This is a genomic window from Paenibacillus lupini (assembly GCF_011761355.1).
Lineage (GTDB): Bacteria > Bacillota > Bacilli > Paenibacillales > Paenibacillaceae > Pristimantibacillus > Pristimantibacillus lupini.
This window is the reverse complement of the sequence record NZ_JAASRW010000001.1, coordinates 971,742-996,696: the sequence shown is the minus strand read 5'-3', so window position 1 is coordinate 996,696 and position 24,955 is coordinate 971,742. Positions and strand designations below refer to the sequence as shown.

The 24,955-nt window shown below is 44.8% G+C and carries 23 protein-coding genes; 8 read left to right on the top strand and 15 right to left on the bottom strand.

Features of this window, described 5'->3' with window-relative positions; genetic code table 11:
• The 5 genes from FHS17_RS04945 to FHS17_RS04925 all read right to left on the bottom strand — a co-directional run bounded on the left by FHS17_RS04945 (position 1) and on the right by FHS17_RS04925 (position 5,682).
• Complete coding sequence (locus tag FHS17_RS04945; RefSeq protein ID WP_167275601.1) at positions 1-1,107, bottom strand: Ger(x)C family spore germination protein; 1,107 nt, start codon at positions 1,105-1,107, stop codon at positions 1-3.
• A complete protein-coding gene (locus FHS17_RS04940) occupies positions 1,104-2,201 on the bottom strand; it encodes a GerAB/ArcD/ProY family transporter (protein ID WP_167275597.1) in 1,098 nt (365 codons plus the stop codon). The genes FHS17_RS04945 and FHS17_RS04940 overlap by 4 nt, the downstream gene beginning before the upstream one ends.
• Positions 2,186-3,661, bottom strand: coding sequence for a spore germination protein (locus FHS17_RS04935; protein ID WP_167275593.1), 1,476 nt, complete (start codon positions 3,659-3,661; stop codon positions 2,186-2,188). The genes FHS17_RS04940 and FHS17_RS04935 overlap by 16 nt, the downstream gene beginning before the upstream one ends.
• A 178-nt stretch (positions 3,662-3,839) precedes the next feature.
• The gene (locus FHS17_RS04930; protein ID WP_167275588.1) at positions 3,840-5,153 is read right to left on the bottom strand and encodes a DUF4179 domain-containing protein; all 1,314 of its coding nucleotides are present in this window, start codon (positions 5,151-5,153) and stop codon (positions 3,840-3,842) included.
• Complete coding sequence (locus tag FHS17_RS04925; RefSeq protein ID WP_167275585.1) at positions 5,119-5,682, bottom strand: sigma-70 family RNA polymerase sigma factor; 564 nt, start codon at positions 5,680-5,682, stop codon at positions 5,119-5,121. Before FHS17_RS04925 ends, FHS17_RS04930 begins: the two co-directional genes overlap by 35 nt.
• A gap of 165 nt (positions 5,683-5,847) precedes the next feature.
• Between FHS17_RS04925 and sigY the strand changes: the two genes are divergently transcribed.
• From sigY to FHS17_RS04890, 7 genes are all read left to right on the top strand, one after another.
• Positions 5,848-6,408: an RNA polymerase sigma factor SigY gene (gene sigY / locus FHS17_RS04920; RefSeq protein WP_167275580.1), complete on the top strand. Its 561-nt coding sequence runs from the start codon at positions 5,848-5,850 to the stop codon at positions 6,406-6,408.
• A complete protein-coding gene (locus tag FHS17_RS04915) occupies positions 6,380-6,772 on the top strand; it encodes a YxlC family protein (protein WP_167275577.1) in 393 nt (130 codons plus the stop codon). The genes sigY and FHS17_RS04915 overlap by 29 nt, the downstream gene beginning before the upstream one ends.
• Entirely contained in the window at positions 6,760-6,948 is a 189-nt protein-coding gene (locus FHS17_RS04910; RefSeq protein ID WP_167275571.1) for a hypothetical protein, read from the top strand. The genes FHS17_RS04915 and FHS17_RS04910 overlap by 13 nt, the downstream gene beginning before the upstream one ends.
• A 16-nt stretch (positions 6,949-6,964) precedes the next feature.
• A complete protein-coding gene (locus FHS17_RS04905) occupies positions 6,965-7,168 on the top strand; it encodes a PLDc N-terminal domain-containing protein (protein ID WP_167275567.1) in 204 nt (67 codons plus the stop codon).
• Positions 7,168-8,094 (top strand): ABC transporter ATP-binding protein, encoded by a 927-nt coding sequence (locus FHS17_RS04900; RefSeq protein ID WP_167275562.1) that lies wholly within the window; start codon positions 7,168-7,170, stop codon positions 8,092-8,094. The genes FHS17_RS04905 and FHS17_RS04900 overlap by 1 nt, the downstream gene beginning before the upstream one ends.
• Positions 8,091-8,882 carry an ABC transporter permease gene (locus FHS17_RS04895; protein WP_167275558.1) on the top strand — a complete coding sequence of 264 codons (792 nt, stop codon included), beginning with the start codon at positions 8,091-8,093 and terminating at the stop codon, positions 8,880-8,882. Before FHS17_RS04900 ends, FHS17_RS04895 begins: the two co-directional genes overlap by 4 nt.
• Before the next feature lie 417 nt (positions 8,883-9,299).
• Positions 9,300-10,817 (top strand): FAD-dependent monooxygenase, encoded by a 1,518-nt coding sequence (locus FHS17_RS04890; protein WP_167275555.1) that lies wholly within the window; start codon positions 9,300-9,302, stop codon positions 10,815-10,817.
• Between the two features lie 61 nt (positions 10,818-10,878).
• On the opposite strand, the gene FHS17_RS04885 is transcribed toward FHS17_RS04890, so the two are convergent.
• From FHS17_RS04885 to FHS17_RS04865, 5 genes are all read right to left on the bottom strand, one after another.
• Positions 10,879-11,418: a GNAT family N-acetyltransferase gene (locus FHS17_RS04885; RefSeq protein WP_167275551.1), complete on the bottom strand. Its 540-nt coding sequence runs from the start codon at positions 11,416-11,418 to the stop codon at positions 10,879-10,881.
• Positions 11,419-11,636: 218 nt separating this feature from the next.
• Positions 11,637-11,825 (bottom strand): hypothetical protein, encoded by a 189-nt coding sequence (locus FHS17_RS04880; protein ID WP_167275546.1) that lies wholly within the window; start codon positions 11,823-11,825, stop codon positions 11,637-11,639.
• Complete coding sequence (locus FHS17_RS04875; protein WP_167275541.1) at positions 11,815-12,972, bottom strand: DUF4062 domain-containing protein; 1,158 nt, start codon at positions 12,970-12,972, stop codon at positions 11,815-11,817. The genes FHS17_RS04880 and FHS17_RS04875 overlap by 11 nt, the downstream gene beginning before the upstream one ends.
• A 384-nt stretch (positions 12,973-13,356) precedes the next feature.
• On the bottom strand, positions 13,357-13,854 hold the full coding sequence (locus FHS17_RS04870; RefSeq protein WP_167275537.1) for a GNAT family N-acetyltransferase: 498 nt from the start codon (positions 13,852-13,854) through the stop codon (positions 13,357-13,359).
• 639 nt (positions 13,855-14,493) lie between these two features.
• Positions 14,494-15,381, bottom strand: a complete 888-nt coding sequence (locus FHS17_RS04865) for a LysR family transcriptional regulator (RefSeq protein ID WP_167275533.1) — start codon at positions 15,379-15,381, stop codon at positions 14,494-14,496.
• A gap of 158 nt (positions 15,382-15,539) precedes the next feature.
• On the opposite strand from FHS17_RS04865, the gene FHS17_RS04860 reads away from it, so the two are divergent.
• Entirely contained in the window at positions 15,540-16,916 is a 1,377-nt protein-coding gene (locus FHS17_RS04860) for an MFS transporter (protein ID WP_167275529.1), read from the top strand.
• Here FHS17_RS04860 and FHS17_RS04855 read toward each other — a convergent pair.
• The 5 genes from FHS17_RS04855 to FHS17_RS04835 all read right to left on the bottom strand — a co-directional run bounded on the left by FHS17_RS04855 (position 16,905) and on the right by FHS17_RS04835 (position 24,439).
• Entirely contained in the window at positions 16,905-17,780 is an 876-nt protein-coding gene (locus tag FHS17_RS04855) for a hypothetical protein (RefSeq protein WP_243865207.1), read from the bottom strand. The genes FHS17_RS04860 and FHS17_RS04855 overlap by 12 nt on opposite strands.
• A 325-nt stretch (positions 17,781-18,105) precedes the next feature.
• Entirely contained in the window at positions 18,106-18,435 is a 330-nt protein-coding gene (locus FHS17_RS04850) for a hypothetical protein (RefSeq protein WP_167275524.1), read from the bottom strand.
• 2 nt (positions 18,436-18,437) lie between these two features.
• Positions 18,438-20,441, bottom strand: coding sequence for a PrsW family glutamic-type intramembrane protease (locus FHS17_RS04845; protein WP_243865171.1), 2,004 nt, complete (start codon positions 20,439-20,441; stop codon positions 18,438-18,440).
• Positions 20,442-20,773: 332 nt separating this feature from the next.
• Positions 20,774-23,590 carry a glycoside hydrolase family 2 TIM barrel-domain containing protein gene (locus FHS17_RS04840; protein WP_415639899.1) on the bottom strand — a complete coding sequence of 939 codons (2,817 nt, stop codon included), beginning with the start codon at positions 23,588-23,590 and terminating at the stop codon, positions 20,774-20,776.
• Between the two features lie 207 nt (positions 23,591-23,797).
• The gene (locus tag FHS17_RS04835) at positions 23,798-24,439 is read right to left on the bottom strand and encodes an HD domain-containing protein (protein WP_167275515.1); all 642 of its coding nucleotides are present in this window, start codon (positions 24,437-24,439) and stop codon (positions 23,798-23,800) included.
• Between the last annotated feature and the right edge of the window lie 516 nt (positions 24,440-24,955).

Here is a 24,955-nt window from a genome sequence, read left to right as displayed (position 1 = left end):
TCAACTAATAATCCCTGTATTGGTAACATGGATTTGAAACTCCGGACGTATCTTGACATCTTTATACTCGCTCTTCCAGGTGATGTTCTTCCACAGCTTTGGATGGTGCGCTCTCAGATTTCTGCCAATGCCAAGCGCATCACAATTAGCTTGAAGTAGTAAATCTACTACGGATGCTGCTTCCTTGTTGACCTGTTCAGCTATCTCCTTATTCATCTTGTCTTTATCTACTTCACTGCTTAGCCCATCCGGGTAGCTGGCAATAGCACCATACAGGTGGACCTTAATGGAGCAAGCGATTTCTGATGTTTTTTCATCAACAGATACGGTTACAGATCTCTTTAATTTCCGCACTTCAAATGTAACTACACCCTCTTTAGTTTGAACATCCAAGAAGGCATGTCTAACCAGTTTTGCTTTTAGTAGTAATAAAATCTTACTGTATTCCGTGGATAGAGAAATACCTGAATATCGATCACCGTTGAATAAGGCGATGTTGTTAACCATTAACGCCTTGTCCCCTACTTTATGAATCATCGGTACAATTGCATCTTCACCAGGATCCGTGATTCGACTCCATAAGGAATACAGCGATTGTTCTGGAACAACAGTAAGGAGTCTTGATCCATCCAAAATTTGCTTAATACCAAACGCAATAGGCGTATTCTCAATCTTCTTGAAGGTTAGAATATCTGCTGCTGTGCCCTTACTAATTATAATATTTGATTTTAGATATCCTTTCGGATCACGGTAGAAGAACTCTAAAGGAGACAGTATCCCCTTTTTGGCCAACTCTTCCCCGATGATAACAATATGAGTTTTACTTGCTTCAGCAGTGCCAGGGAGCATACTGTCTATTTTTAAGCCAACATTGTACACAGAATCCCCTACTGCTTGCACCACATTATCCTTCACATCAAATTGTCCTCCTCCTTTATTCTCTAATATGACCGCTCTCACTGTCCCCATTATTTCGTTATCTTTTGTGGTATCAATACTAATTCCGTTGATCATCTTTTTGTTGGTTAAATATTGAACGTCCCAACAGCCAGTGAGATTCGTTAACAAAAAACCTATGCAGACAGTGAGGCTAAGTCCTCTTCTCATGTTGACCCAACCTTCTTCATGTTTGTCATTAGAAATGATCCCAACCACAACAATACGGGCACAGCTGCAATCATGATCAGGTAGCCATACTCTAACCATTTACTATAGAGATCCACATTTTCTAGCGTTGATAAATACCAGCCTGCCAGAAAAACTAAACCTCCGCTGATCCATACCAGTTTTCGATATGAACTTTGTTTATGGCTTAAGCTTTTTCCGGCCATGCACAAATAAGAAACGATGGTGACCGACATCGGTATAATCCAAATCGTCAAGAAGATCAGATCAATGCGGTCAAACAGTTGATAAGATAAACCTTTTAAGATATACAATACGGGTTCACTCACCATTTCCAAAACCTTAGGGCTTAATCCGATTAAGCAAATGAAGACAAAATAGGCATAAAACAAGGTAATAAAGCAATTGGCTAAGGTCATTATGCGAAACATCCCTTTATGATTACCTTCCACTTGAGCGAAGAAATAAAGAGTCACCTCAAAACCAAGCATAGCAAAGAACGTCTTCTCACTCCCTGTGAAAATTTGCGTAGCACCAGCTTGGCCTATCGGCAAGATATTAGTGAAATGTACCTCATTGGAAAAGTTCAAAATACTGATCAATAGCAATACCCCGATCAATACGGAGGATAATACAAAAAATCTTGCGATAACGCGCAAATTATCAATAGCCAAATATAAACAAGTGCCGATAATGAGCAGAAGCAGCACCCACACCGGTGTGATTCTCAGCATCCAAGTATTCAATAAACGCACATACAGCATACTTGCATAAGAAGCTATGAGTATGAAAAATGCTAAATAAATCACGTTTATCGCTTTGCCTACATATGGTCCAAGCATTCGCACTATAATCTCACTTAAGGTATGATTAGGGAATTTTTTAAGCAGCTGCCAATAGACAATTAGCAAAAGCTGAATCATGACCCCAGCCCAAATAACCGAAATCCAGGAATCTCCTTTCGCTATTCGCTCCGTTTCGGAAGGCAAAGATAATAAGCCTATTCCAATCTGTGTTTTGATGATCAGAAAAAAGAATTGAGGTTTGCTTATCGTCAAATTCACTGCCGCTTCCACCTCCCGAATACAGTTTGCTTCAATGAACTTTTCCATGGGGTCTTATTGACCGCCCATATAGGAAGTCTGAGGAAAATATCCTTCATATTCTCCTTTCCCTGAAAGGGTCCAAATGGCGCAAAATACGGAACTCCGAGAATCTCAATCTTGCATAAGTGAATGAAAACCAGCATCAGCATAATGGCTATTCCGAAGAAGCCAAACAACGCCGCAGCAATCATCATTGGAAACCCTAATATCCTTAGGCTAGTTCCAAATTCATTAATTGGAGTCACAAATGAGGCAATTGCAGTCAATCCGATGATAACAATCATGGTATTGGACACCAATTGGGCTTGTACGACAGCCGTACCTATGACCAAACCACCAACAATACCAATCGTTTGCGATATAGATGTAGGCAACCTAATCGCAGCTTCCTTAAGCAGTTCAAGAATAATCTGCATAAAGAATGCTTCAAGGATTGGCGGTAATGGAACATAGGTTAAAGAAACTTTCACGGAATACAGAATGCCAATTGGAAGCACTTCAGAATGGTAGGTTACAGTTGCAATATAGATCGCAGGTAAGCATATAGCCATAATAAAACTAATCAATCGAATGAACCGGAAAAAGGACCCCGTTATCCAACGGCTGTTATAATCATCCGATGATTGATAGAACGAAAAAAACGTGATGGGAAGAATGAGAACACTTGGATTACCATCAACAAATATCATTATTTTCCCTTCCATTAGATAGGAAACGGCCCGATCCGGTCTCTCGGTCTGTAACGTTTGTGGGAATGGAGATAATGGATGTTCTTCAAGCATTTCATCGAGATTACTAGCTGTATACAAATAATCCAGATCGATAGCACATAGCCTTTTCTCACATTCCGCGACGATTTTGGAATTCGCTATATTGTCCATATAGACCATCGCTACTTTCGTATTCGTAACGTGGCCAAGCTTGAAATATTTCACTTTCATTTTTGGGTTTTTCATTCGATGACGGAGCAGATAAAGATTCGTGTTTAAACTTTCGACAAAGCCATCATGCGGTCCCTTAATGACTTGTTCACCTGTAGGCTCTTGAATGGACCGGCTATGTGTCTGAGCGGCTGGCAGCATGATAGCGTCAGAATCCGTCTCCGTAACAATAATGCAGTAACCTTCAAGTAAACATTGACCGACTAGAACAAGATCAGAAGATTTTCTCACTTCGACCGAGGTCAAGCTCTGTTCGATCCCTTTTTCACACGAAGCCAACATCGGCTTTATGACGGTGGATTGAATGAGCTCTATATTAACAAGGGCATCTATGTAAAATAACGCACACGCTTGATCGGAACAGACAAGTTTTTGAATGTTGAGATCTTCTGTATGTGAGAAGTACTGTTCAATCTGAGTAATCTTTTGATCGAGGTCTCCAGGCAGCAATTCTATTCGATTTGATTTCTTAGTCTTGAAGTGATTCATGCAATCACCACCTGCTGTTAGTAATCATTTCCTCTATTGTTTAACAAAAGAGGTTTTTTTATCACAGGAGATGAACTGTTATCGTAGTTGAGGATTCAGAGGAGTAATGATTATTGGGTTGTATAAAAAGGAACAGCTGCCGCCGGCAGACTGCTCCTTGCTTTGTTGAACTCATTTTTTATTTTTCTAAAGGAATAGTAATGGTCTTATCATAGGTTTTAATGTATTCAAATCCTTCTAGCAGCAGAAGTTCTGGTTTATCCGTTGTGTTAAATGAATACGTCTGCTCCCACAAGATGTTACCGTTCTTCAGATCCCAAGGACGTGACGTGGAAATGGAGGAAACGGGAACGGTTTTACCATTGGCCTGAATTGCAATATTGTCTCTCTCCAAGAGAACAAACTCTTTTCTGGCGATAACGATATCATAGCCAGTATCGGTTTTTGTGACGCTTCGAATCCATAGCTTTTCAGTACCAACCTTGATCGATTGATCTGATGGTGAAGCGAGTGAGATTGGTTTATCTACCTTCTGAAACCCCGAGAAATTCTCTAGAACGAGTTCTACACTCTCCAACTTGTCTGTAGGGAGTACATCGTATTCAGATTCAAATTCCAGAATACCTGTGTCCTGAGAAAGATGCTCGCGCATTCCCCATGTTTTCACTTCCGTTCCATTGACGTAAAGCTTTGTTTTAACTGAAAATCTTGGGAGTTCCTGATCATCCATTTCATAATGTCCCTTCACGATCGTTGAAGTTGGAGAAGCTGTAATCGAGTCATAATGGACTTCTCCCCGGTCAACGGATACGGATTTAGAAATGTTCTCCTTAAGTAAACTTTTCATTGCTTTATTCGCTTTAAACTTGAAGGAGATCGGATATGTGACCTGTTCCCCATTTTCAAGTCTTTCACTGAATGTAACCGTTAATGTTCTGGAGAAGGGACTAATAGCTTTGAATTTATCTACGCCAACAAACTGGGTCTTGTCTTTACTAAAATTGCCGCCTCCACCCAATATGGAAGAATCAGTCAAAAATCCTTTTATTTTATTCGTACTGTAACGTACAAAACCATCGTCATCTAATACGGAGCCTGCGGGTTGATCAATCGTATAATACATGAGTAATGCGTTATCGTCCGCAATAACGCCGTTAATGGTAATGACCGTACCGTCATCAAACGTTTTGCTTTTGTTGACCGCTTGTCCGTATCCTTGCTCTGCTACCTCCGAAAAGGTTAGAGAGTTCAATTCGACTTTATTAAAAAGCTTCCCGCCAAAGTAAGCAAATGCAGGGTATTGATAAGTCCCTACAATAAGAACAATTGCTGCAGCAGCAGAAACAATCCATGTTTTCGCTCGATTCGTGTTTCTTTTCTTAGCTGGAACCTTCTGAAGTGCTTTTCTAAGTCGATCCTCAAGCTCTGGTGGAGTCTGTACTTTATTCAAAGTCCGCTTATTCTCCTCTAATTTCTCCTCGATCGTTGTCATAACGATCACCTCCGATCGTGACTTTTAGTTTTTGAATACCTTGCGAAATTCTTGATTTGATTGTCCCAAGTGGTGCCCCGGTAATGTCTGCAATCGTCTGATAGGATAGATCATGTACATAACGAAGCTCAATCGCTTCCCGCTGCTGTGCATTCAGATGTGAGAGCAGCACCTGCATGTCCATTTCAGACTCTGTAGTACGATATGGATTATCGTCCGTTAATGCTTCAACTACTACTTCGCTCTCTTCTTCCAGTGGTAGGTATCGCTCCTTTTTGCGGAGCAAGGTTTTACACCGATTAACGAGAATAGTTTTACTCCACCCGTAGAAGGCTTCACCATTTTGCAATTGATCAATTTTTTCGTACAGCATTACAATCATGTCTTCCATTGCATCCAGCGCATCATGCTTATTGCCCATGTACGTGAAGGCAAGTCGATAGTAAGCATCCTGATCGTTTAAGATGAGTTGTAATAAAGCTTCTTTATTTCCTTTTTTAGCTTGTTTGACCAATCGCCTTACATTCATGTTCTTCCCCCTATTCATAGATAAGAGTAATGAAAGGTTATAAAAGTTCATTTTTATTAAAAAAATATTTATCTCGAGTGAACTTTTCCTTAATCTCGAGCGTCATATGTCAGATTGCGAATAACACCATCTATTATCTATTTACTGAAAGGAGCCTCGTCAGCCATGAGCACGAACGAATTCGATGACTCGGCCGAGATACGACTTGCCGTTCGCGGCGATGAACGTGCGTTGGCGAGATTATTGCAATCGAATTATGCCATGTTATACCGATACTTGCTCAAAGTAACAATGAACAAAGCATTAACTGAGGACCTTGTCCAGGAAACGATGCTGAAAGCGATCGAACGGATACGCACATTTAAAGCCAAGTCGAAGTTTTCGACCTGGCTGATCGCAATAGCATCGCGGCTTTACATGGATGAAATTCGCCGCAAGGGACGGGAGCGCAAATGGCGTACCGATGAGCAAGCCCTACAGGCGATTCGATTCGACGCTTTAATGGCCACAGAGGAATGGCCTCATGCATTAGATGCCTTAGCGGACCTTCCTCCGAACATACGCGTCCCCATTTTATTGAAATACTATTATGGCTATGCCTATGAGGAGATTGCCGAATGGCTGGATATTCCGCTTGGAACGGTAAAGTCCAGACTCCACAACGGATTAAATCGACTGCGAAAGGAGCTCAGCGAGAATGAAAAAGCAGATTCCGGAACGAGATAACATGGGATTATCTGAAAAAAAGAAAAAGCCCGCGGATTCGCCGGAGCAATCGGAAGAGTTTATGGAGATGCTTGGAGATTCCCTCCAGAGCTGGGACTCGCGTATCGAGCCGCCGGTTCCACACCTGATTGAACTGGAACAACTCGTGACTCGTCATAAGGAGCAGACGGGCCGCAGGCTTTGGCTCGATCTGTTTAAGCTGTGGCTGCTTGGTATCCTCGTCATCGGGGGCATGGTTCTCCTGTTCAATTGGAATATCTACGCGTTCTGGTTCCTACAGATCTTCGCAGTGACCGGTGCCATCCTTTTCTTCACGTTCTTATCTCGCAAGGACCGGGAGGCGAAAAGCAAATGGACGACATAAAAATTGTGACTTTAGCGGCAGCCGCTCTTCTGCTGTTGTGTCAATCCACTTGGCTTTATACAGATTCACGTCACCGCAGCCGCTATCCGTGGCTCTGGGCGATCTGGGGTCTCATTCAATTCCCGATGCCGCTTATTTTCTATTGGTTCATCGTTCGTATTAAGAAATGCAAATGAGGAGGTCATTCCCTTAATGGATGTACTATCAAACACAAAGGTGATTTCCTTAATCGCCCCACTCTTCCTTATTCAATTATTGCTAATTGTAATTGCACTTATCGTGCTATTCAAGGCAGAGCGAACTCGTGGGCCAAAATGGCTTTGGGTCATTATCATTCTGTTTGGTAATTTACTTGGCTCGATCGCCTTCTTCTTGTTCGGCAGGAGGTCGGTTTAATGTCGGTATTACTCTCAGTGGAGCAATTGACGAAACGGTTTGACGAAGAACTGGCTGTCGATAATATTGGATTCGAGATTGGAGAAGGCCGTTGTGTTGCACTGCTTGGTCCTAACGGTGCAGGCAAGACAACAACAATCCGTATGCTGACTGGCCTGTTGCAGCCCACCTCTGGAACAATTCAATTCTCAGGGATGAAGCAAGGCCAAGACCGTCGAGAATGGATCGGTTATTTGCCCCAGACACCTGCTTTCTATGGGTGGATGACTGGTCGCGAATTTCTTGTGTACGCTGGACGACTGTGTGGACTCTCCGCTAAGGAAGCGGCTTCCCGAAGTAATGAGCTGCTGGAACGTGTCGGAATTGCCAGCGCTGGCAAGCGAAAGATAGGTGGTTACTCAGGCGGCATGAAGCAGCGGCTTGGACTTGCGCAAGCTCTCATCCACCGGCCGAGGCTGCTTGTTTTAGACGAGCCCGTGTCCGCACTTGATCCAATCGGCCGCCGCGAGGTGATGGCGATGATTGGCGAACTAAAGAATGAAACGACGGTATTGTTCTCAACGCATGTGCTCCACGATGCAGAAGAGTTATGTGATGACATTCTTATTATGCGTAGAGGCCAGCTCTCGCTTGCAGGCTCACTAGCCACTCTTCGCGAGGAGAATCGTGAGCCGGTGTTGTCTTTGGAAATTGAAGAAGATGACCATTCACGGCAATGGTTAGCCGGATGGATTAACAAGCTTCCGAACGGCATTCTGGCCACATCAGAGACACGAGGAAGTGTCAGGCTCATCGCTCAAGACCTTGAGACAGCACGCCGAGCTGTTCTGAAGGAGCTTACGAAATCTGAAGTTAGCCTATCTAAACTCGAGATTGGACATTCCACACTGGAGGATTTGTTCCTGAAGGTGGTGACTGCCCCATGACGAAATGGCTCATCTTATTCCGTAAGGAGTGGCTGGAGATGATTCGGAGCTACAAAATCGTGTGGCTGCCCATCAGCTTCATCGTGCTGGGCGCTTCTCAACCGATCGCAACTTACTTCATGCCAGACATTCTGTCCAGCGCAGGCAATATGCCCGAAGGTGCCATTATTTCGCTCCCAACGCCGAAGCCCTTCGAAGTATTGGCAAGCTCGCTTCAGCAGTTTGGCGTAATTGGCTTACTGTTAATCGCTCTATCCAATATGAGTGCCTTGTCGCTCGAGAGGTCTTCGGGCACTGCCGCAATGATTCTAGTGAAGCCTGTTTCCTTCGTATCCTTCGTCACAGCGAAGTGGGCGGCGATCCTCTCCCTTTCCATGGTCTCTTTCTTATTCGGCTACAGTGCTGCTTGGTATTACACAATTGCTCTCTTTGATTCTGTCCGATGGTTAGAGGTTCTTCTAAGCGCAATGTTATTTGCTCTATGGCTCGGGTTCGTTGGTACGCTTGCATTAATGTTTAGTTCACTTATTCGCAGCGCAGCCGCTGCCGCCTTCAGCGCACTTGCAACCGCGGCTTTACTTTCAATTGTTTCAAGTACCCTTCCATTCAAGCAGGTATGGAACCCCGGCCGTCTCCCTACCCTTGCTGCCGGAAGTCTGGATACAGCACAACATATAAACAATAGCTCGCTCTCCGTCTGGCTGACTGCGATCGTCACAGCGGTGGCTATCGCTATAGCACTCGTTATTGCCACAGGTTCCATGAGGAGTAGACCATCTGACGTCTGATGCGAGGTGTAGTTAACTAAAAATGAAAACGAGGAGTCATGTAAAATGATAATCGTTACAACTGAAAAAATTCATGGTTATGAAATCGAAAAAGTGCTTGGTCTTCATTTGGTGTAGTCGTGCGAAGTTTGGAGGAAATATTGTAGCTGGTTTAGGTTTACTCCTACAACGGGTGAAAGACTTTATAAGTTAAGACATCAGAACAAAAACACTGCGCCATTTTGCGCAGTGTTTTTGTTTTGGATTTACTTACCCACTATACGATTACACCCACTCCCTCCACCTAAAATCAAATACAACAATAAAGTTTCCAAGAAACAATATTGACATAGGAGATCATTGTACCGATAATGTATCTATAGAAACTAAATAAAATCATTTGAAACAATAATCGATAGTTATAGGAGGCCGAATAGCATGACTGAAAAAGACGATATCGACGTACTCATCGCAGGAGCCGGTCCAACGGGCTCAACACTTTCAGCGGACCTGCTGCGGCGAGGTCTTCGCGTTAGGGTGGTAGACAAAGCACCTCACGCCTTCAGTGGTTCCCGTGCCAAAGGCGTACAGCCGCGCACCTTGGAGGTATTTGAAGATCTTGGCATACTTGACGAGGCTGTTACGGAAGGCGGTGTATATCCCCTCTTAGGCGTCCATTTTGGACCATTCACCATGCCGTTTCGGATGTTTAAGAAGTACAAAGTAATGCCTCATACTCCTTATCCAAACCTTTTATTGCTAGCCCAGCACCGTACGGATGCGATCTTGCATCGTCTGCTGGGGAGACTCGGATTAAGTGTTGAGTTTGGCAATGGTATTGAGGATTTCGAACAAGATGCAGATGAAGTAACAGCGCTGCTCTCTTCTGGCGAAAAGGTCCGCTGCAAATATCTAGTTGGAGCAGACGGCGGGGCAAGTACCGTTCGCAAGGCTGCGGGTATACCATTCATCGGAGAAACCAATGACTCTGACCGTACTCTTCTCATCGATGCTTCGATAGACGGACTCTCAAGACAACGGTGGCATATATGGCCTCGCAGGCAAGGCAAGACCGTTGGAGCATGTCCACTGCCGCACTCTAATCAATTCCAAATTATGATTCGGCTGACTCCTGATGAGACGCCTGATCTAGACGAGGCTGCTTTGGCTGCCCAGTTCCATATTTTAACCGAATTAAGTCTTAGCAATATCACTTGGATCTCAGTGTTCCGTCCCAACGTCCGCCTCACTGAGAGATATCGGGCAGGTCGCATATTTCTGGCTGGTGATGCTGCCCATGTCCACACACCTGCTGGTGGTCAAGGGCTCAATACAGGTGTGCAGGATGCCTATAATCTTGGCTGGAAAATCGCTCAAGTCATTGCTGGCGCACCGGACAGTCTTCTTGACAGCTATGAAGCCGAACGGCTTCCGATTGCGGCCCGCGTTCTCCGCAAGTCCAGCGAACTATACTCCAGCCTAGATAACAATCGGATCTCCGGCATGAAACGTGGTGATGAAGAGAGACAGCTGAGCCTCTCCTATCATGGCGGACCACTTGCTCCTGCCAATGCACCAACGACAAAGACATTGCGAGTAGGCGATCGCGCACAAGACGCACCAATTATCGGACCAAGTGGAGAGCGTCGTCTGTTCGAAGCATTCCAAGGCACTCATTTCACCCTTCTGGCCTTCGGCCCCACTGCTGCCAAAATACTGCCTGAGCTTAAATGGCCTTCGGATGGAGCTAAACTGCTTCGTTACGCCGTAGGTACTGGGAGCGGTGTTGAACAACATGTTCTAAATGATACAACAGGAAATCTAAACAAAACCTATGGTATCACTAGCGACACATTAGTGTTGGTTCGGCCAGATGGTTATATTGGCAGCATTATTACAAATGACTGGCATGTTGCCTTCGACAACGTAATCAAGACACTTACTTCGGCACGGTGAAACGGTATTAAAAAATAGGGACACAACATGGCGTTGTGTCCCTTTCTACTTAACGATAATACTACGTAGCAACCTCATACTGCATGACACTACAGCATGCTAGAAAGTCTGAACGATCTACTTGATACAGATCATATTTCTGTTGTTCCTTATTTACGGATTGGTAAATTTGCTGATTAATCTCATTTGCTAATTTGGCATACGGTAATTTTTCTACCGCCTTCTTTGATCGGATATTCTGTATCCGGACTTTCATATATATGGTGTCGATCGGATGTTCCAGAAATAGTTCAGTAAAGAAGGCTTCCTTTGCTCGTTGGTTATACCCTTGTCCAAAATACGGAATGCCAATCCATGTGGCCAGAAATCCTGTCTTATTCACAATATTATATAAATCAATCGTACCGATGGGATGTCCGACATCATTAAGAATCGTTCTGGTAATACAGGTCTTCTGTTCTTCTTCCACGATCAGCTGTTTGGTTGTAAACAAATACTCTTCATAGGATTGAGACTTATTACGAACGTAAGGAAAAACGGCAGGATCAACCATTAAGTTATACAGTGATTGGCATTCTTGCAGATCACGTTTCTTTAACATTCTATCTATCACCCTAGTCCTTTTTGATTCGCTAGTATGAAGCAATTTCAGTATATAAAAGGACTTAAGGATTTAGATAAACGCTACATTTTCTCTATGTAAAATGTTGAATAGAAACATGGAAATCTGACCAATCCCGCTCCCCTACGAGACAAAAAGCAGGCAAAATAAAAACAAGCACATCATATGTATGTGCTTGTTTCATGATTGAGCTCTATTTATCTTTTGAACGCCTCTTCCAGACGTTCTCTAATGAACTGACTGTTTCTCCGTCGATTCGCCCGCTGCTCAACAATAACTTGGGCCGCGCTCTTCTTGGAAGGTGCAAACAACAACGCATCCTTAGGCTGCGTGCCTACTGCTTCCGTAACAACTCCGTTCAACGATACATATACCTTAGTCGCCATGTTGCATCGCTCCTATCAGCATTCGCACGAAATCGAACGCCAATGCATTTTTATCAATTATAACACGTATAACACTGTCTTTGGAAGCCATGAACTTGTCTGTGTTCCAATCCGGGCCACATGGCAAGTGGAAAGTCATGACATGCTTAGGAAGTCTGAGGCAATAATAAAACGTACAATTTGATTCCTTGAAGAAAACCTGGTCATTAGGCTCCGGATTACTATAGGTAAGGGCAATGAAGGAATCCTTATTATCAAGTAAATAATAATCCTCTCCAATTGCAGTACCCGTCTTCCCCCTTACGACCAAACGATCCTCTTGCAGCTCATATAAGGTTACTGCCGAGCAGTCACCAAAAGAACCAACAGGCTCCTTCACGTAACCATAATCATGTTCAACGACATCGCCAGTCACCGAGCGCTGGAAGGATTTTAATAAGGCTTTAAGATTGCGAAACCCAGTGATGTCGAGACTTGGAATAGCGCTGGTCAATATATCGTAGAAGTGATCATATTGATCCAGTTGACGCTCATTTGTCTCGATAGCGTCCTTGAATGGCATTAGCTGGAGACCTCTTCGCAGCAGATCACTGAAATACATTTTCCAATCTGGCGCGACAGCGAGGTTCAAATCTTCGAAGTAGATGCCCCGGCCAACAATATCATGGAGGAAGAACCAAACGTAAGGATCAACGTTAGGCGATAGATCAGCACGACTTAGCACTGCAACGATGTCTGAGGCCTTAGGAAAAGAGGATGTTTCTGCTTTATAGCTCTCTACATACTCCTCAATAATCCACTTTGCCTTAGCGAAATATTCTGCCTTCACCATACGATCTACAAATACGAGAACGGTTTTCCTTTTGGCACAGGCTTCAATGAGCTCCATATGTGTGACGGTACGCTGAGATCGCTCATAAAACGTGCCTGCCTTGTTGGATATAAAGAGTAACAAAGCATCCGACTCACGTACGCATTCGATGCACTTCTGAACCGGATTCGTGTGGGAATCCCACGCCCCGAAGTTTCGCTCAAACAGCATCGGTTCATGCCCAAGATCACGCAGGATGTCCCACATGCTCTCTCGCAGCTGTTTGAGAGAGTCTTGAGCAACCGAGCTTATAAAAATCTTGGCTTTCGTAAACAAGGTGAGTTTCACATCCTATCAGCCACATTATCAATAATTTACCTAATTATTAATAGAATAGCGAATGTATGTTTGTATGTAAACAGGAACCTGCTCAAGGAAGCTATTTAAATGGTAATTTCTGATCTGAAATTACACGTCATATCTAAGATTTTGCCTATTGGTTCATTAAGATCGGTGGCTGCCTGAAGCCCCGTGAAGCTCCACTGTTTACTCCATTTATTTAACATCGTTAAGTAATCTTCAAAGGCCATACCATTCGTCTTGAGTGTAGCCCCAACTTCATAGCATCCATCCATCAATCTTCCTTGGAGGATCTCCTACGCTGTCAGCCATGACGTATAGCTTCAAAGCCGCTTCAGCGTTATTTAACGCCGTTAAATTCTAGATTTCTTTTTCCATAATAAAATCATCCATGACGTAACCGTTGCCGATGTCCGCTACTTGTTCTCTAATGCTCCGGAAACCTTTCTTCTCATACACAGCGATACTGGATTCGTTATGCCGATTGACCGTCAGCCAGATGTGGTTTAGTTTTCTGTCTACACACAACTGCTCCAAGAACGCCATCGCCTCACTAGCATAACCATTTCCTCGGTACTCCAGGGCGATATAGAACTTACTTAGGAAGAGCTTCCCTTCTTCTTCTCTAACAGATAAATATCCGACAGTGGAGTTATCCTGACGCATCAAATAGTACTCATACCCTTGATTATGAATCTGATCCGTGATTGCCGAAACCGTTTGGAATTTATCGACCATGTAATCAATCTGCTCGATTGAAATGATAGTTATATAATATTCGTGCCATATTTTTGAGGCTAGTTGTGCCGTTTCGATGATTTGTTCCATTGTAGTCACGGGTTGAAAATTAAGCTTCATGTTATGTACCTGCCTTTAGCTTGTGATGTTATTAAATTTCTCTATAAGTTGATTAAACACGCTGGGTGAGGATTCTTGTGGATGCATTACAATAGCATTCACAATGGTAATAAGAATGCTTGCACACCAACAAAGGGTTTGAAATACTTTGGATCGTATTCTTTGAACAACTATCAGGGAAACTAGTAAAAATACCAAATTCAACAATATGGTTAATGGAACACTGATAATCCTTCCCAGTCCTGTGTAAGGAAAGAATCTAATTAAAAGCATGATTGTTACGATGGTGGGAAGTATCGAGACCAAATATGTGATAGCTGGCTTCTTCATTAATTAAATTCCTCGCTCATTATTAGCATGGATATTGTATCATTTCATCTCACAATTTGTCGTGTCGATTGATTACCCCATTGCCTCCTCTATGATTGTAGAAGATAAAATGCTCCTTAAACAGCTAAAAGTCTGCTTGAGGAGCATTATTGATTGTACCTTATTCACTACTTTTACCACTCTCGCCATTCTTCGTTTATATCTTCGCCTTCTCTCATTCAACATTTCTTGTACCATAGAAAACACCCTCTTCTGTTTTAATGGTAAAATAAACCACTAAAAGTATTCGTCAAAAATAGAGTATTTCCTTTAATTTTCCTCTTTAGATAGCTCTTCAAAATAGGCGATAACGACTTCGCGGAATTCCTTGGCGGCGTGTGTAAAGTATCGGTTCTTGTGCGATAACAATGCAATTTCTCTAGCCAACTCATGATCTTCAACCGAGATATATTGAATATCTCCCTTCGAATTTCTAGCTGAGCTTGGAATGAAGGCTATGCCAATTCCCGCTTCCACTAGAGCGCTTAGCCTTGCTGGTTCATCTCCCTCATACACGTATTGAGGAACAAAGCCAGCCGACTCACATAAAGCGTCCACTAAATCACGGGCTCCATAGCCCCTCTTAACGCCAACAAACCACTCATCTTTTAGCTCTATTAACGATATACTCTTCTTGTTCGCCAATCTATGTCCCATAGGTACAGCGATAAGCATCGGATCAACATATACGACCTGACACTCTATATCATCGCTCTGCAGCGGTGGTGAAGATAAACCGAAATCGACTTCGCCACGTTGAAGAAGTGTAACCATCTCCTGTGTGTTAAGCATCTGAACATGAAATTGAACATTCGGCATCTTCTTGCGAAACTCTCGAAGGATATTCGGCAGCGTACTTGCAGTGGTTACGGCGAGTTCAAGTGTACTATGCTCCAGGCTAGTCAGATCCTTAATTTCCTGCCTCCCCTGTTCCAGCTCGAACAAAGCCCTTTCCGCCCGGCGAAGGAAGCTGTGTCCATACGCATTCAACCGCATTTTTCTCCCCGTACGATCGAATAAAGGGCTCCCCAGATCTTCCTCCAGCCGCTGAATAGTCTTGCTCAGCGACGATTGGGTCACATGCAGACTTCGTGCCGCTTCAGTCACATGTTCCATTCGGGCTACCGTAATAAAATATTGCAATTGCAGCAGTTCCATCTCTCCACCTCGTCATTCCTTTCAGTCAATGAAATCATAACATGAAATGCGTTGGAGTAAATAACTCAACTCTTGTACGATATCATTAACACAATTCATTTAAGCGTGTGCTTACGAAGTATGAATTGCTTCACAATTCATTTGAGGAGGACTTGAATATGAATGCCCGCAGCTGGTGGCTGATGATAGCCGTTTGTCTCGGGATACTCCTGAATCCATTAAATTCTTCAATGGTTTCTGTTGCTATCCCAAGATTACAAAGTACGTTCCAACTCGACTATACCGCGGTTTCCTGGATTATTTTTTCATTCTACATTGCAAGCGCAATTGCTCAACCTGTCATGGGGAAAGCCAGTGATTTATACGGCCGCAGGAGGATCTTCCTGACTGGACTTGTAATATCCTTCGTTGCTTCATTGATAGCTCCACTATCGCCAAACTTTGGGTGGCTTATCGTGTTCCGTATTGTACAATCCATCGGAACAAGTATGATTGTAGCTGTCGGATTAGCTATCGTACGAATTCACATTACGGAGAAACAAGCAACTGCGTTATCCGTTTTGTCCATCTTCCTGTCCGGCGCAGCAGCAATTGGCCCCTTTGTAGGCGGGGTCTTAATACATTGGTGGAATTGGCATGCTATTTTCCTCGTCAATATACCATTTGTAGCCGCTAGCTTCCTACTCGCGTGGAGGACGATTCCTGATGATCATCCAACAGTATCGAAAGTAAGCCATAAATGGATGAAAAGGATCGATATGCCAGGGATCTTACTTTTTGCAGGTGGACTAGTCGCCCTTCTTGTAGGACTGCTTTCAATCAAATCATCCGGGCATATGTCTCTAATCAATATGTTTGTCGGATTGTCTGGACTCCTATTACTCGTTCTATTCGTAAGACATGAGTTAACAACAGAGTCACCCTTCATTCCACTGCGCACCTTCGGCAAATATCCCGAGATGACTTGGGTGAACGTTCAGTTCATGCTTGTTAACATCCTTTTTTACTCGATCTTTTTTGGACTTCCTTCCTACTTGCAGCTCGTGCGTCAAGTTAGTGAATTCCATACCGGGATTCTGATGTTGAGTTTAGGCGTATGCTCTCTTGTTGTCTCTCCACTTGCAGGACGCTGGATCGACAAATCAGGAACCCGGCCGGTTTTACTGAGCTCTGCTATTTTAATGACATTTGGTGCCCTATGGATCGTAACACTTTCTCCAACCTCATCCATGTTCAGTGTTAGTTTGGCTTTAGCTGCTTTCGGAATTAGTAACGGATTAAACAATGTGGGGATGCAAGCTGCTTTATTCAATAGCTCCCCGAAAGAGATAATTGGTGTCGCATCCGGCTTATTTAGCACATCAAGGTATTTGGGAACCATTCTCTCTTCCTTGTTGATAGGAGTTGTGATGGGAAGTACGTTTAGCTTTGAGGGATTCCGTGTGCTCGCCATGATCCTTACGGCAATTGCTTTATCCTTGGTAATCATGAACTGGCGCCAAGTCCAGAAGTTTAAAGAAAGATTACAAGCCTGATATTTTATTCCGACTATCCGGCTGCTGGCCTAGTACCTTACGCAGGGCTACAGCACCAGCTGTCATGGAAATTAGGAAGAAGAAGCCGGCTACAATCGGAAGCAAAGACCATTCCATAATGGAGTAACCGTTCATCGTCTGCCAGCCAATTGCAACTAGGCCAAGCAAATAGGCGATGCCAGTAATGTGAATCAAGGTATGCCGCACAGACACTTTTGCATGAATACGTTCTGCGATTAAAGCAACAAGTGGTACTGCCTGGAGTGCATGGAAGCCAAGTCCATGAAGCCAGATGATATTTCCTTCCGCGCCAATGAAACGGCCTTGATTGGATGAGATCCAGATACCGGCAGCAAATGAAATTACAACGGCGATCATGGCATAGCGTACACTAAGCGCTATCTCCGGTCGTATGCTGTACGCTTTTTTACGGAAAAACTGCACGCCTAAGTAGACATAGAACAGTACGAGAAATAAGGCGACGAAGGTAAAAATGTTCCCAACCGCCTGATCGAATGCGGCGTCACTATCAACAAACCTTGGATTGACGCCGCGGAAATTCTGGATCGTCTCTGCCCCATAAGAGTACAGTGCAAGGCCAATATAGACGCTCCGGAACCAATTCCTGCCCCGCTTCCCCAATCCCGAGAACGGTACAATCGCTGCCGTTGACAGTAGGAAGATGCCAAGAGCCGCATCGAAGGAGAATGCTTTTGAGACATCACCTCCCGGAGCGACTTCCCCTCCATTGATCAATGTCCAGCCTCCACAAACGATGGCTAGAGCAAATCCGAGTAGTCCGGTCCAAACAAGCCATTTCTCCCCTTCAAATATCCTCACCTTACGTATCGCTGCTTGATTCATAATCCTTTGCATAGTACCGCTTCCCTTCCCGTTAATTGGTACTTTAACTTTACTGGAAGGGACTGTAAGTCCGTATCGGTCCAATGACTGGAATTCAGCTTGACTTGAGGCGGTTACCTTCATCCATCGGAGGTCTCTATGGCATCCGTCTTACGGAGGAGAGGATTGAGGGGCCATGCCATTACAGAAGATCATATAGACGAAAAAAAAGGCCGAAGGCTCATATTCAGAACAAGATATGCCAACTCCTAATAAAACTAGGAGATGAACACCTCGAACCTTTGGCTTCGACCTTTGTTATAGGACAAGACATGACACACCCGCTTTACCCGATATACACGACCGCTCCACCTCGGCGAAAAGCTTTTGGCAGCCCAATTTCCAGCAGCTTTAACCTGCGCAGCATGTGCTCCTGGGCATCACCACTCATCTTGGCAGCTACCCACTCCTTCAAGAGGGAGATTTCTGCCAAGATCGTTGGCAAATCCTCTAACTCCACATCTGTGCCCCCTTGGAACAAAACGGTCCATTGAAGACCAAGTTCTTCCGCTGCAGGCTCCCAGTACTTTGTGAAGAAGTCCTCCGTCGCAACCGGCAGCATGAACGAGCGTTCGAATTCATCTTCAGGATCAATGATAATAGCGCTGATCGACATGTTTACTTCACTCCAAATCTAATTGTAAATGTATAATCCGGGAATTCCTGCCGCAATCGGTTCAAGCTGTTCTCAGCTGCGGCACGCAGCTCTGGTGTATCTCCGTCAAGCTGAAACTGGAAGTTGCGGATGCTCTTAATGTCCTCCAAGTTCGGAATTTCGGATGTTCCTCCCGGTGTTGTTCGCGTACCAACTGCCTTCTCCATCAGGTTGTTGATCCGTGTCCGAGTTTTCTGATAAAGCTGTTTATCCGTGAACTGCTGTGGTGTCTGCTGCGGTTTGCCCGTTTTAGGGTGAATTTTATCTAAGCCCTTGGCTGATTTGGCTTCATAGAAGATGCCATTCTCGACGTCAATACCATCGAATTCGCCAAGTGGCCCGTGACGGCTGTCGTACAGCTCAACGCCTTTGTACTTCGCTTTACTCCAGTGTACATAATCTTCCGAGTCTTTGGGAGTGGTCTGCTCTGGCTCATCGGCATCGGGTTTCTCTTTTGGCCTATCCACATCCGGCTTGTGGGGAATGTTCGGATCAGGCTTGTTCCGGCGTCGAAGCAGCTTCTCCAGCCAGTCCTTGAGCTTCTCCCCGCCTTTCTTAGCAAATCGGCCAAACGGAATACGACTTAATGCGAGTCCGATTAAAGCTGCCGAGGCGTTCTCCGGTGTGAGCAGTCTTTTCGGATCCCGGATGTTCTTCGCAATTTCATGGCCGCTGCCCGGGATACTCGCCGCTGTCAGCGCGAATCCAAGCGCCGGCCAGAAGCCAACGAATAACAAAGCAAGAGCGAACGCCCCAAGTACGATGGCCGCTTGTTCTCGGAAGCTGAGACGGTCCCACCAATTTTGCAGCGAGTCGAACATGCAGGAGAAGCAGGCTGTATCGTCAGGCTGTACAGGCGATTGCCAATAAGCTGCTAGGCCAGCAAGCAGACCTGCTCCAATTAACAGCACTGCCAAGCCTGCTGCCTTCCGATAATGAAGCTGCATCCGGCCCTTAAGCTCTTCTTGAACAGAAGCAGCCTCGGAATTGCCGTAAAGCAAAGAAAATCCCATTTCTCGGCGTTCTCTCGTCCAGGATAACACACTGGAGAACCTCTCCCTCTTCTGAAAGAAGGCTACAGACATATGCCATAGCTCAGAGAGCGGGTCTATGATCCGATCGCCTGTCATCATCGCAAGCTGACTCCTTACCCGATTGAGCGCAATATAATCCAGTATTAATCCTAGGATCAGCATCAGCAGAAAAACATCCTTTGTCTGATAGCCGCTCCCTGTCCAATCATTGATCTTCATGACCCAATTCGGCAACGTGTTCTGACCGTTATATGCGGCATGTTCTAGAATCGACCAAGCGAGCAGCAGCGCAGGCAAGAAATAAATCGCATTCGTCAGCCGCTTGCGGAAGCGTATAGCGAGCCCAATTCCTAGAGCTACCATCGCTGTATGTACGGGATGACTGACGGTCATGAGGGTTGGGAAAAAGCTTTCTTCGAACCGGCCAGGAAATAGTGTCCAGAAATCCCAGTGGATCGTCTCTCCTCCCAGCATGGTCGTACTGTAACCGTACGTTCGGCCAATGATCCCGGAGTTAAGCCATCTGCGGCTTAGCTCCTCCATGAGCTGAAAGCCAACGCCAGAAGCTGCTCCAGCCAGTGTAAAGTCGCCGAGGCTCATTGAAGATGCCCGGCGTGAGAAGAACAAATATAAGCCAAGCGGAAGCAGCTTACATACTTCCTCTACGATTGGGGTGACCACCGCGGTTGACCAGGTGTCAGACGTCCTTCCGCCAACCAAACCGTGTACCGCCATCAGCGTCCAGGCGGTAATCGGGATCACAAGTAAGATACCAAGCAGCATGAACATCGCTGTCTTCTTCCAGGTAAAGGTTTTACTACGGCATAACAGCCAGAACTGCAGCATGACGTAGAATGACCACAGATACTGCACCAGCATCGTTCGCGAATCACGATAAAAGAACAAGCCTACAAGGAACAACAGCAGCGACAACCAGCACCATACTGAATAGATCGTTTTGAGCCAAGGATAACGCTTCGGTATTTCTCGTACGAATTGATAAATAGCTTCCGCGTAGTCTCTAACCCCGCTTCGAATCCGCCATATCGTATCCGTGTCTATCCCTCCTTACCCGCTTTCCATTTGAAAGCCAACAAACCCTCTTTCCAAAGATAATACTCGATAATCCGTGCGTTGAAGCATGAATATGAAAAGATTTCTAAAAACTAGACTTTGTTCCCAATTCGATTGAACTAGAATTGCTACAAAAAGACGCCTGTTCCGGACTAGTCCGATACAGGCGTCTTTCCTATAATAATAATCGTTTATGCGAGCAATTCCCGTACTTTGGACAACTCGAGGTTTGCCTGCGGATGGAAATCATCCGATCTAACATAATGGAACATGCTGTGCAGGAATTGTCGTCCTTCTACCGTCTCACCCGCTTGCTCAGCATCGAGAACGCAGACAAGCAAGCTGCCGTTTCCAACGCGACATTCGAACACCATACCAAGTTTATGGTTTCGTTCGAAATTATCGATGGTTTGCACCATTGGCTGAAGCTCTTTATCCGTTCCGTCGAGAATAATCGAGCGCGAGTTCTCCACAATCTGACGCCATGGCTCTGTAGAATGCATTTCGCTTGGGAAGTACTTAAACAGCGGATGCTCATGATCGATCAGGAGCCCCATCGTACCAACAGGCACTGGCTTATTCATACTTTCCGAGATGGACCGGAACATCGGATAACACCAGAAGTCAACGCAATACGTACCTTCGATAGTGTTCTGAAGCTGCTTCAGCTTTGGCATGATGACAACACGTTCGCCCTGCTCAAGTAATGCTGCAGCTTCATCTGTCAGTTCCTCGAACAACGATACACCACTCTTATCAACTTCTATGTGGTTAGGGTAAATCCAAAGTTCATACGATTTCCGGATATCTGTCCCAGCGATTCGCAAGTGGAGCGTTGTCTTCGTCATCGAGGATACACTCGGCATGGAGAATTCAATTTGGCAGATGTCCACAAATTCACCCGAGCCAGACACGGAAGCAATTGCTTCACCGCTTGCGAGTGGTAAGTCTTCTGCTTTTAATTCCCATTGGAGCTTGAATCCGCTGAGTGGCACCGGTCGAAGATAGCGGAGCTGGACGGAAGCTTCGAAACGCTCATCCGACAAGTAATTGTACTTTGGAAATCTTGCGAGCAGCACCGCATCTGAACAGAACGTACGCCATTCCTCTGCCGAGATCAGACCCTTCGAATCCATAAAGGCATCCAGTACGCCTACGAGCGCTGTCCCCTGCCCGCTGAAGTCCTGGAGGTCGAGCAGTTGGAAGCCAGCCAAATGCTTCGAACGGAACGCCGCTTCAAGCTCCTCCTTATAGCTTTCGACCGCCAGATGACCTGAGCTGATATGATATTTTTCCGCCAAATGGTCAAGTCCTTTCTCCTCAAGACGCTGCTTAAACATTTCAAAGTTGCGGGCTTTAAGTGGTCCGGTATACTTCGTAATCTCATTGAAGTCAGGGTAGATTTGGAACTGCCCGATCTCGTGAGAGACAACAGGAATGTGTGGCACTAACTCTCCTTCTGCTGCATCGGCCTTCACTGTTTTAGCTTCTGTGCCATATTGGATCTGGATGGTGCCGCCGTCTGTTTCTTTATTTACTGAGTCAACACTATCCAAGCTCTGAGGAATGATTGCATCATCGTAATCCTTCATAGTGCCCTGCGGCCCTGTCTGCACATGACCAAGTGGTGCATCGCACATCGCATAGGAACCCCGAATCAACCGGTCTCGCGAGAACCGGACGCCGCAATAGAAATCTTCATGCTCCAGAATGACTGGTACAAACTGAAAATTATTTGAGCCTTGCGTATACAATGGACGGTGGTCGTAAGCTTTGTATCCTTTTAGAATATTGTCAATCCGTTCCTTGCTTCCCCACAATTCGTTACCAAGCGACATCATGACAAAGGATGGATGGTTAGCGAACGCCTGCAGCATTCGATAGCCTTCCTGAATCAAATATTGCTGCTCCGTCTCGTTATGGTTCTCGTAGGTTTCATCCGTTACCGTTCCCCAGAACGGCAGTTCAGGCTCCATATAGATACCAAGCCGATCTGCGGCTTCAAAGGCTGCTTCAGGCGGGCAGCAGGTGTGGAACCGGTAGTGGTTAATACCGAAAGACTTCGCGGTACCCAGAACCTCAAGCCATTCTTCTACTGTGGTTGGAGCAAAGCCTGTTAACGGGAAGATTAGTCCGTCATGCTTACCACGCAGGAACGTTTTCGCACCATTTATCGTAAAGTCTCCGCCTTCTGCTTTGAACTGGCGCAGTCCCAATAGGGATTCGTGAACGTCAGTCACTGCATCCGCCTGCTTAAGCTCAAGCTTCAGCTTATACAGATTAGGCGCCCATTCGCTCCAAAGGAGCGCATCTTCTCCAAGTGGATAGATGAATTCGAACTCACTGCCTGAGACCGGATATGTCCTCATTGCCGCCTCATGCTGGCTTGTACTGTTCACACTAGCCGCCGAGACGCTGAGTACACCCTCAGACGCTCCAATAAGCTTTGCTTTGACGGTGACTGACCGGTCTGCGATATTAGGGAATGTCCGTACTTCATCCAAATAGGCAGCTCTATAAAATTGCAGCTCCATCCGGCCTGTAATACCATTCCAATTGGTCTGGGTATCACGCGATGTCATATGTCCACCTTTTGTCGGGTAATTTGTATTATCGACCCGGACAGTGATCGTATGGACACCTTTCGCCAAATGGCCCGTTACGTTATATAGATGCGGCGCGCATAGGGTATTTTGAGTGCCAAGCTCTACCCCATCGATCCATACCGTTGTGACACGCGTCCGCTCTAGGTACAACATCACATTTGAGCTTGCGAGCTCTTCAGGAATATCGACAGTACGAGAAAACCAAGCCCATCCTTCGAATTCATATTCATCCGTAAGAGAGCCTTCATGTGCGGCTTGGTTGCGCTTACCTTTCCTTGCATACGAAGTTGTGCCTGGCAATGCGATTGTATCGTTCAACGACTTTTGGAAGCCCTGTTTTTCTCCATCCAGTTGGAACTCCCAAATGCCCTCTAAATTGATTGTTGCGATCAAAAATATCACGTCCTCTATAGTTTTCAGCTTGATTGCGACAACTATAGCATAACCGGGAGGCTCAAAATACCGCAAAAATCAGTCACTTTTTCATACTAGATTTACATCGCCTGAATTTAGATGTGGAATTAAAAAAAGACCGTGCAGTTAGCCCGATCTTCATGAACGTTCAACATTTACTTTACTACAGCTTTACTACAGCTTTACTACATCAAGTTACTCATCCCATTTTGAATGAAGTACATGATGACAAAAATTTGGCCGCTTATATCCCGGAAGAAGCAGTTCGCATACGTCGGCGTTAATCGTGCCGTAAGTCGTTTCCGGTTTGTGTTTGAAGCCTTCCAAGAATGCATGTAATATGTTTTGTTTAAACTGGTTGCGAGGAAAAGCCTCGACGACTTGCTGCCGTGCTTCTGCTGATATGAGATCGAAGTTCTTCCCAACCACATCATAACCGACTCCAAAATTCATAAGCGCGACTTCGGTTTCCTTATATTCGACGATACCGATAGTAGTATGAAGGGCAACAGCATCCCATACTAGCCGAATGGAATCTTCCGGGATGTTGTGACTTTTAAGAAAATCGCGGGCAGCATTTGCCCCATCGACCTCAAAGCGTTTGTCCGTGCTTCGGAATGCGGGAGTAAGGCCGATATCGTGGAAAAGTGAACTGATATCAAGCAATTCAGCAGAATCGTATTTCATTTGATTCAAATTACCCTTCATAGCCGCAAACAGAAATACCCGGTTTGAATGATTCCACAGAAGGTCGTCGCCATGCTCACGCAATAATTCAGCTGCTTCAATAGCTATTTTACTATCGGGAATCTTTATATCAGCTATTAAACTCGTCATCAAAAACTTCCCCCTATTCATTCATTTACGGATCATTGAATGGTCCCTCTACTATGTTTTTGGTTTGTATATCAAATAAGACAACTGAGGGAACATATTTGTGACAAGATTAATTTGAAATTTGTCCAAATTTATAATGACACATACAAGATAATTAGCCAATTCCCAGATGTTGAATCAAATCACAAATATATCACTCTTGTACTTCTGCATTTATCGGAGTCTTTATAGGTTCATCAAAGTGGGAAAACGTATGTAACGTATACAAAAATAAAGCTAAATGAAGAAGGAATAAAAGCTTAAATATTATTGGGTATCTCTTCCTTATAAATCGGATTAAAAAGCAGAATAATAAAGCCGCAACAGCACCTATGATTACCATTACACCAAAAGATTTAAAATGGGCATGAAATAAATCGACTATTAAGATTGAGAGCCATGTGAAAATTTGAATCCAATAAACAAGAAAAACTAAACTATAAAACAGTGCATTAATTAACCCTTTGAAAACTTTCA

What these genes read in the sequence shown, in the direction of transcription:
- FHS17_RS04925 (WP_167275585.1), bottom strand. Translation starts at nt 5,682, where the DNA reads ATGAATGTAAGGCGATTGGTCAAACAAGCTAAAAAAGGAAATAAAGAA.
- FHS17_RS04850 (WP_167275524.1), bottom strand. Translation starts at nt 18,435, where the DNA reads ATGTCGATCAGCGCTATTATCATTGATCCTGAAGATGAATTCGAACGC.
- FHS17_RS04865 (WP_167275533.1), bottom strand. Translation starts at nt 15,381, where the DNA reads ATGGAACTGCTGCAATTGCAATATTTTATTACGGTAGCCCGAATGGAA.
- FHS17_RS04915 (WP_167275577.1), top strand. Translation starts at nt 6,380, where the DNA reads ATGAAAAAGCAGATTCCGGAACGAGATAACATGGGATTATCTGAAAAA.
- FHS17_RS04870 (WP_167275537.1), bottom strand. Translation starts at nt 13,854, where the DNA reads ATGAAGCTTAATTTTCAACCCGTGACTACAATGGAACAAATCATCGAA.
- FHS17_RS04930 (WP_167275588.1), bottom strand. Translation starts at nt 5,153, where the DNA reads ATGACAACGATCGAGGAGAAATTAGAGGAGAATAAGCGGACTTTGAAT.
- FHS17_RS04860 (WP_167275529.1), top strand. Translation starts at nt 15,540, where the DNA reads ATGAATGCCCGCAGCTGGTGGCTGATGATAGCCGTTTGTCTCGGGATA.
- FHS17_RS04945 (WP_167275601.1), bottom strand. Translation starts at nt 1,107, where the DNA reads ATGAGAAGAGGACTTAGCCTCACTGTCTGCATAGGTTTTTTGTTAACG.
- FHS17_RS04835 (WP_167275515.1), bottom strand. Translation starts at nt 24,439, where the DNA reads ATGACGAGTTTAATAGCTGATATAAAGATTCCCGATAGTAAAATAGCT.
- FHS17_RS04910 (WP_167275571.1), top strand. Translation starts at nt 6,760, where the DNA reads ATGGACGACATAAAAATTGTGACTTTAGCGGCAGCCGCTCTTCTGCTG.
- FHS17_RS04880 (WP_167275546.1), bottom strand. Translation starts at nt 11,825, where the DNA reads ATGGCGACTAAGGTATATGTATCGTTGAACGGAGTTGTTACGGAAGCA.
- FHS17_RS04905 (WP_167275567.1), top strand. Translation starts at nt 6,965, where the DNA reads ATGGATGTACTATCAAACACAAAGGTGATTTCCTTAATCGCCCCACTC.
- FHS17_RS04935 (WP_167275593.1), bottom strand. Translation starts at nt 3,661, where the DNA reads ATGAATCACTTCAAGACTAAGAAATCAAATCGAATAGAATTGCTGCCT.
- FHS17_RS04855 (WP_243865207.1), bottom strand. Translation starts at nt 17,780, where the DNA reads ATGAATCAAGCAGCGATACGTAAGGTGAGGATATTTGAAGGGGAGAAA.
- FHS17_RS04890 (WP_167275555.1), top strand. Translation starts at nt 9,300, where the DNA reads ATGACTGAAAAAGACGATATCGACGTACTCATCGCAGGAGCCGGTCCA.
- FHS17_RS04895 (WP_167275558.1), top strand. Translation starts at nt 8,091, where the DNA reads ATGACGAAATGGCTCATCTTATTCCGTAAGGAGTGGCTGGAGATGATT.
- FHS17_RS04885 (WP_167275551.1), bottom strand. Translation starts at nt 11,418, where the DNA reads ATGTTAAAGAAACGTGATCTGCAAGAATGCCAATCACTGTATAACTTA.
- FHS17_RS04900 (WP_167275562.1), top strand. Translation starts at nt 7,168, where the DNA reads ATGTCGGTATTACTCTCAGTGGAGCAATTGACGAAACGGTTTGACGAA.
- sigY (WP_167275580.1), top strand. Translation starts at nt 5,848, where the DNA reads ATGAGCACGAACGAATTCGATGACTCGGCCGAGATACGACTTGCCGTT.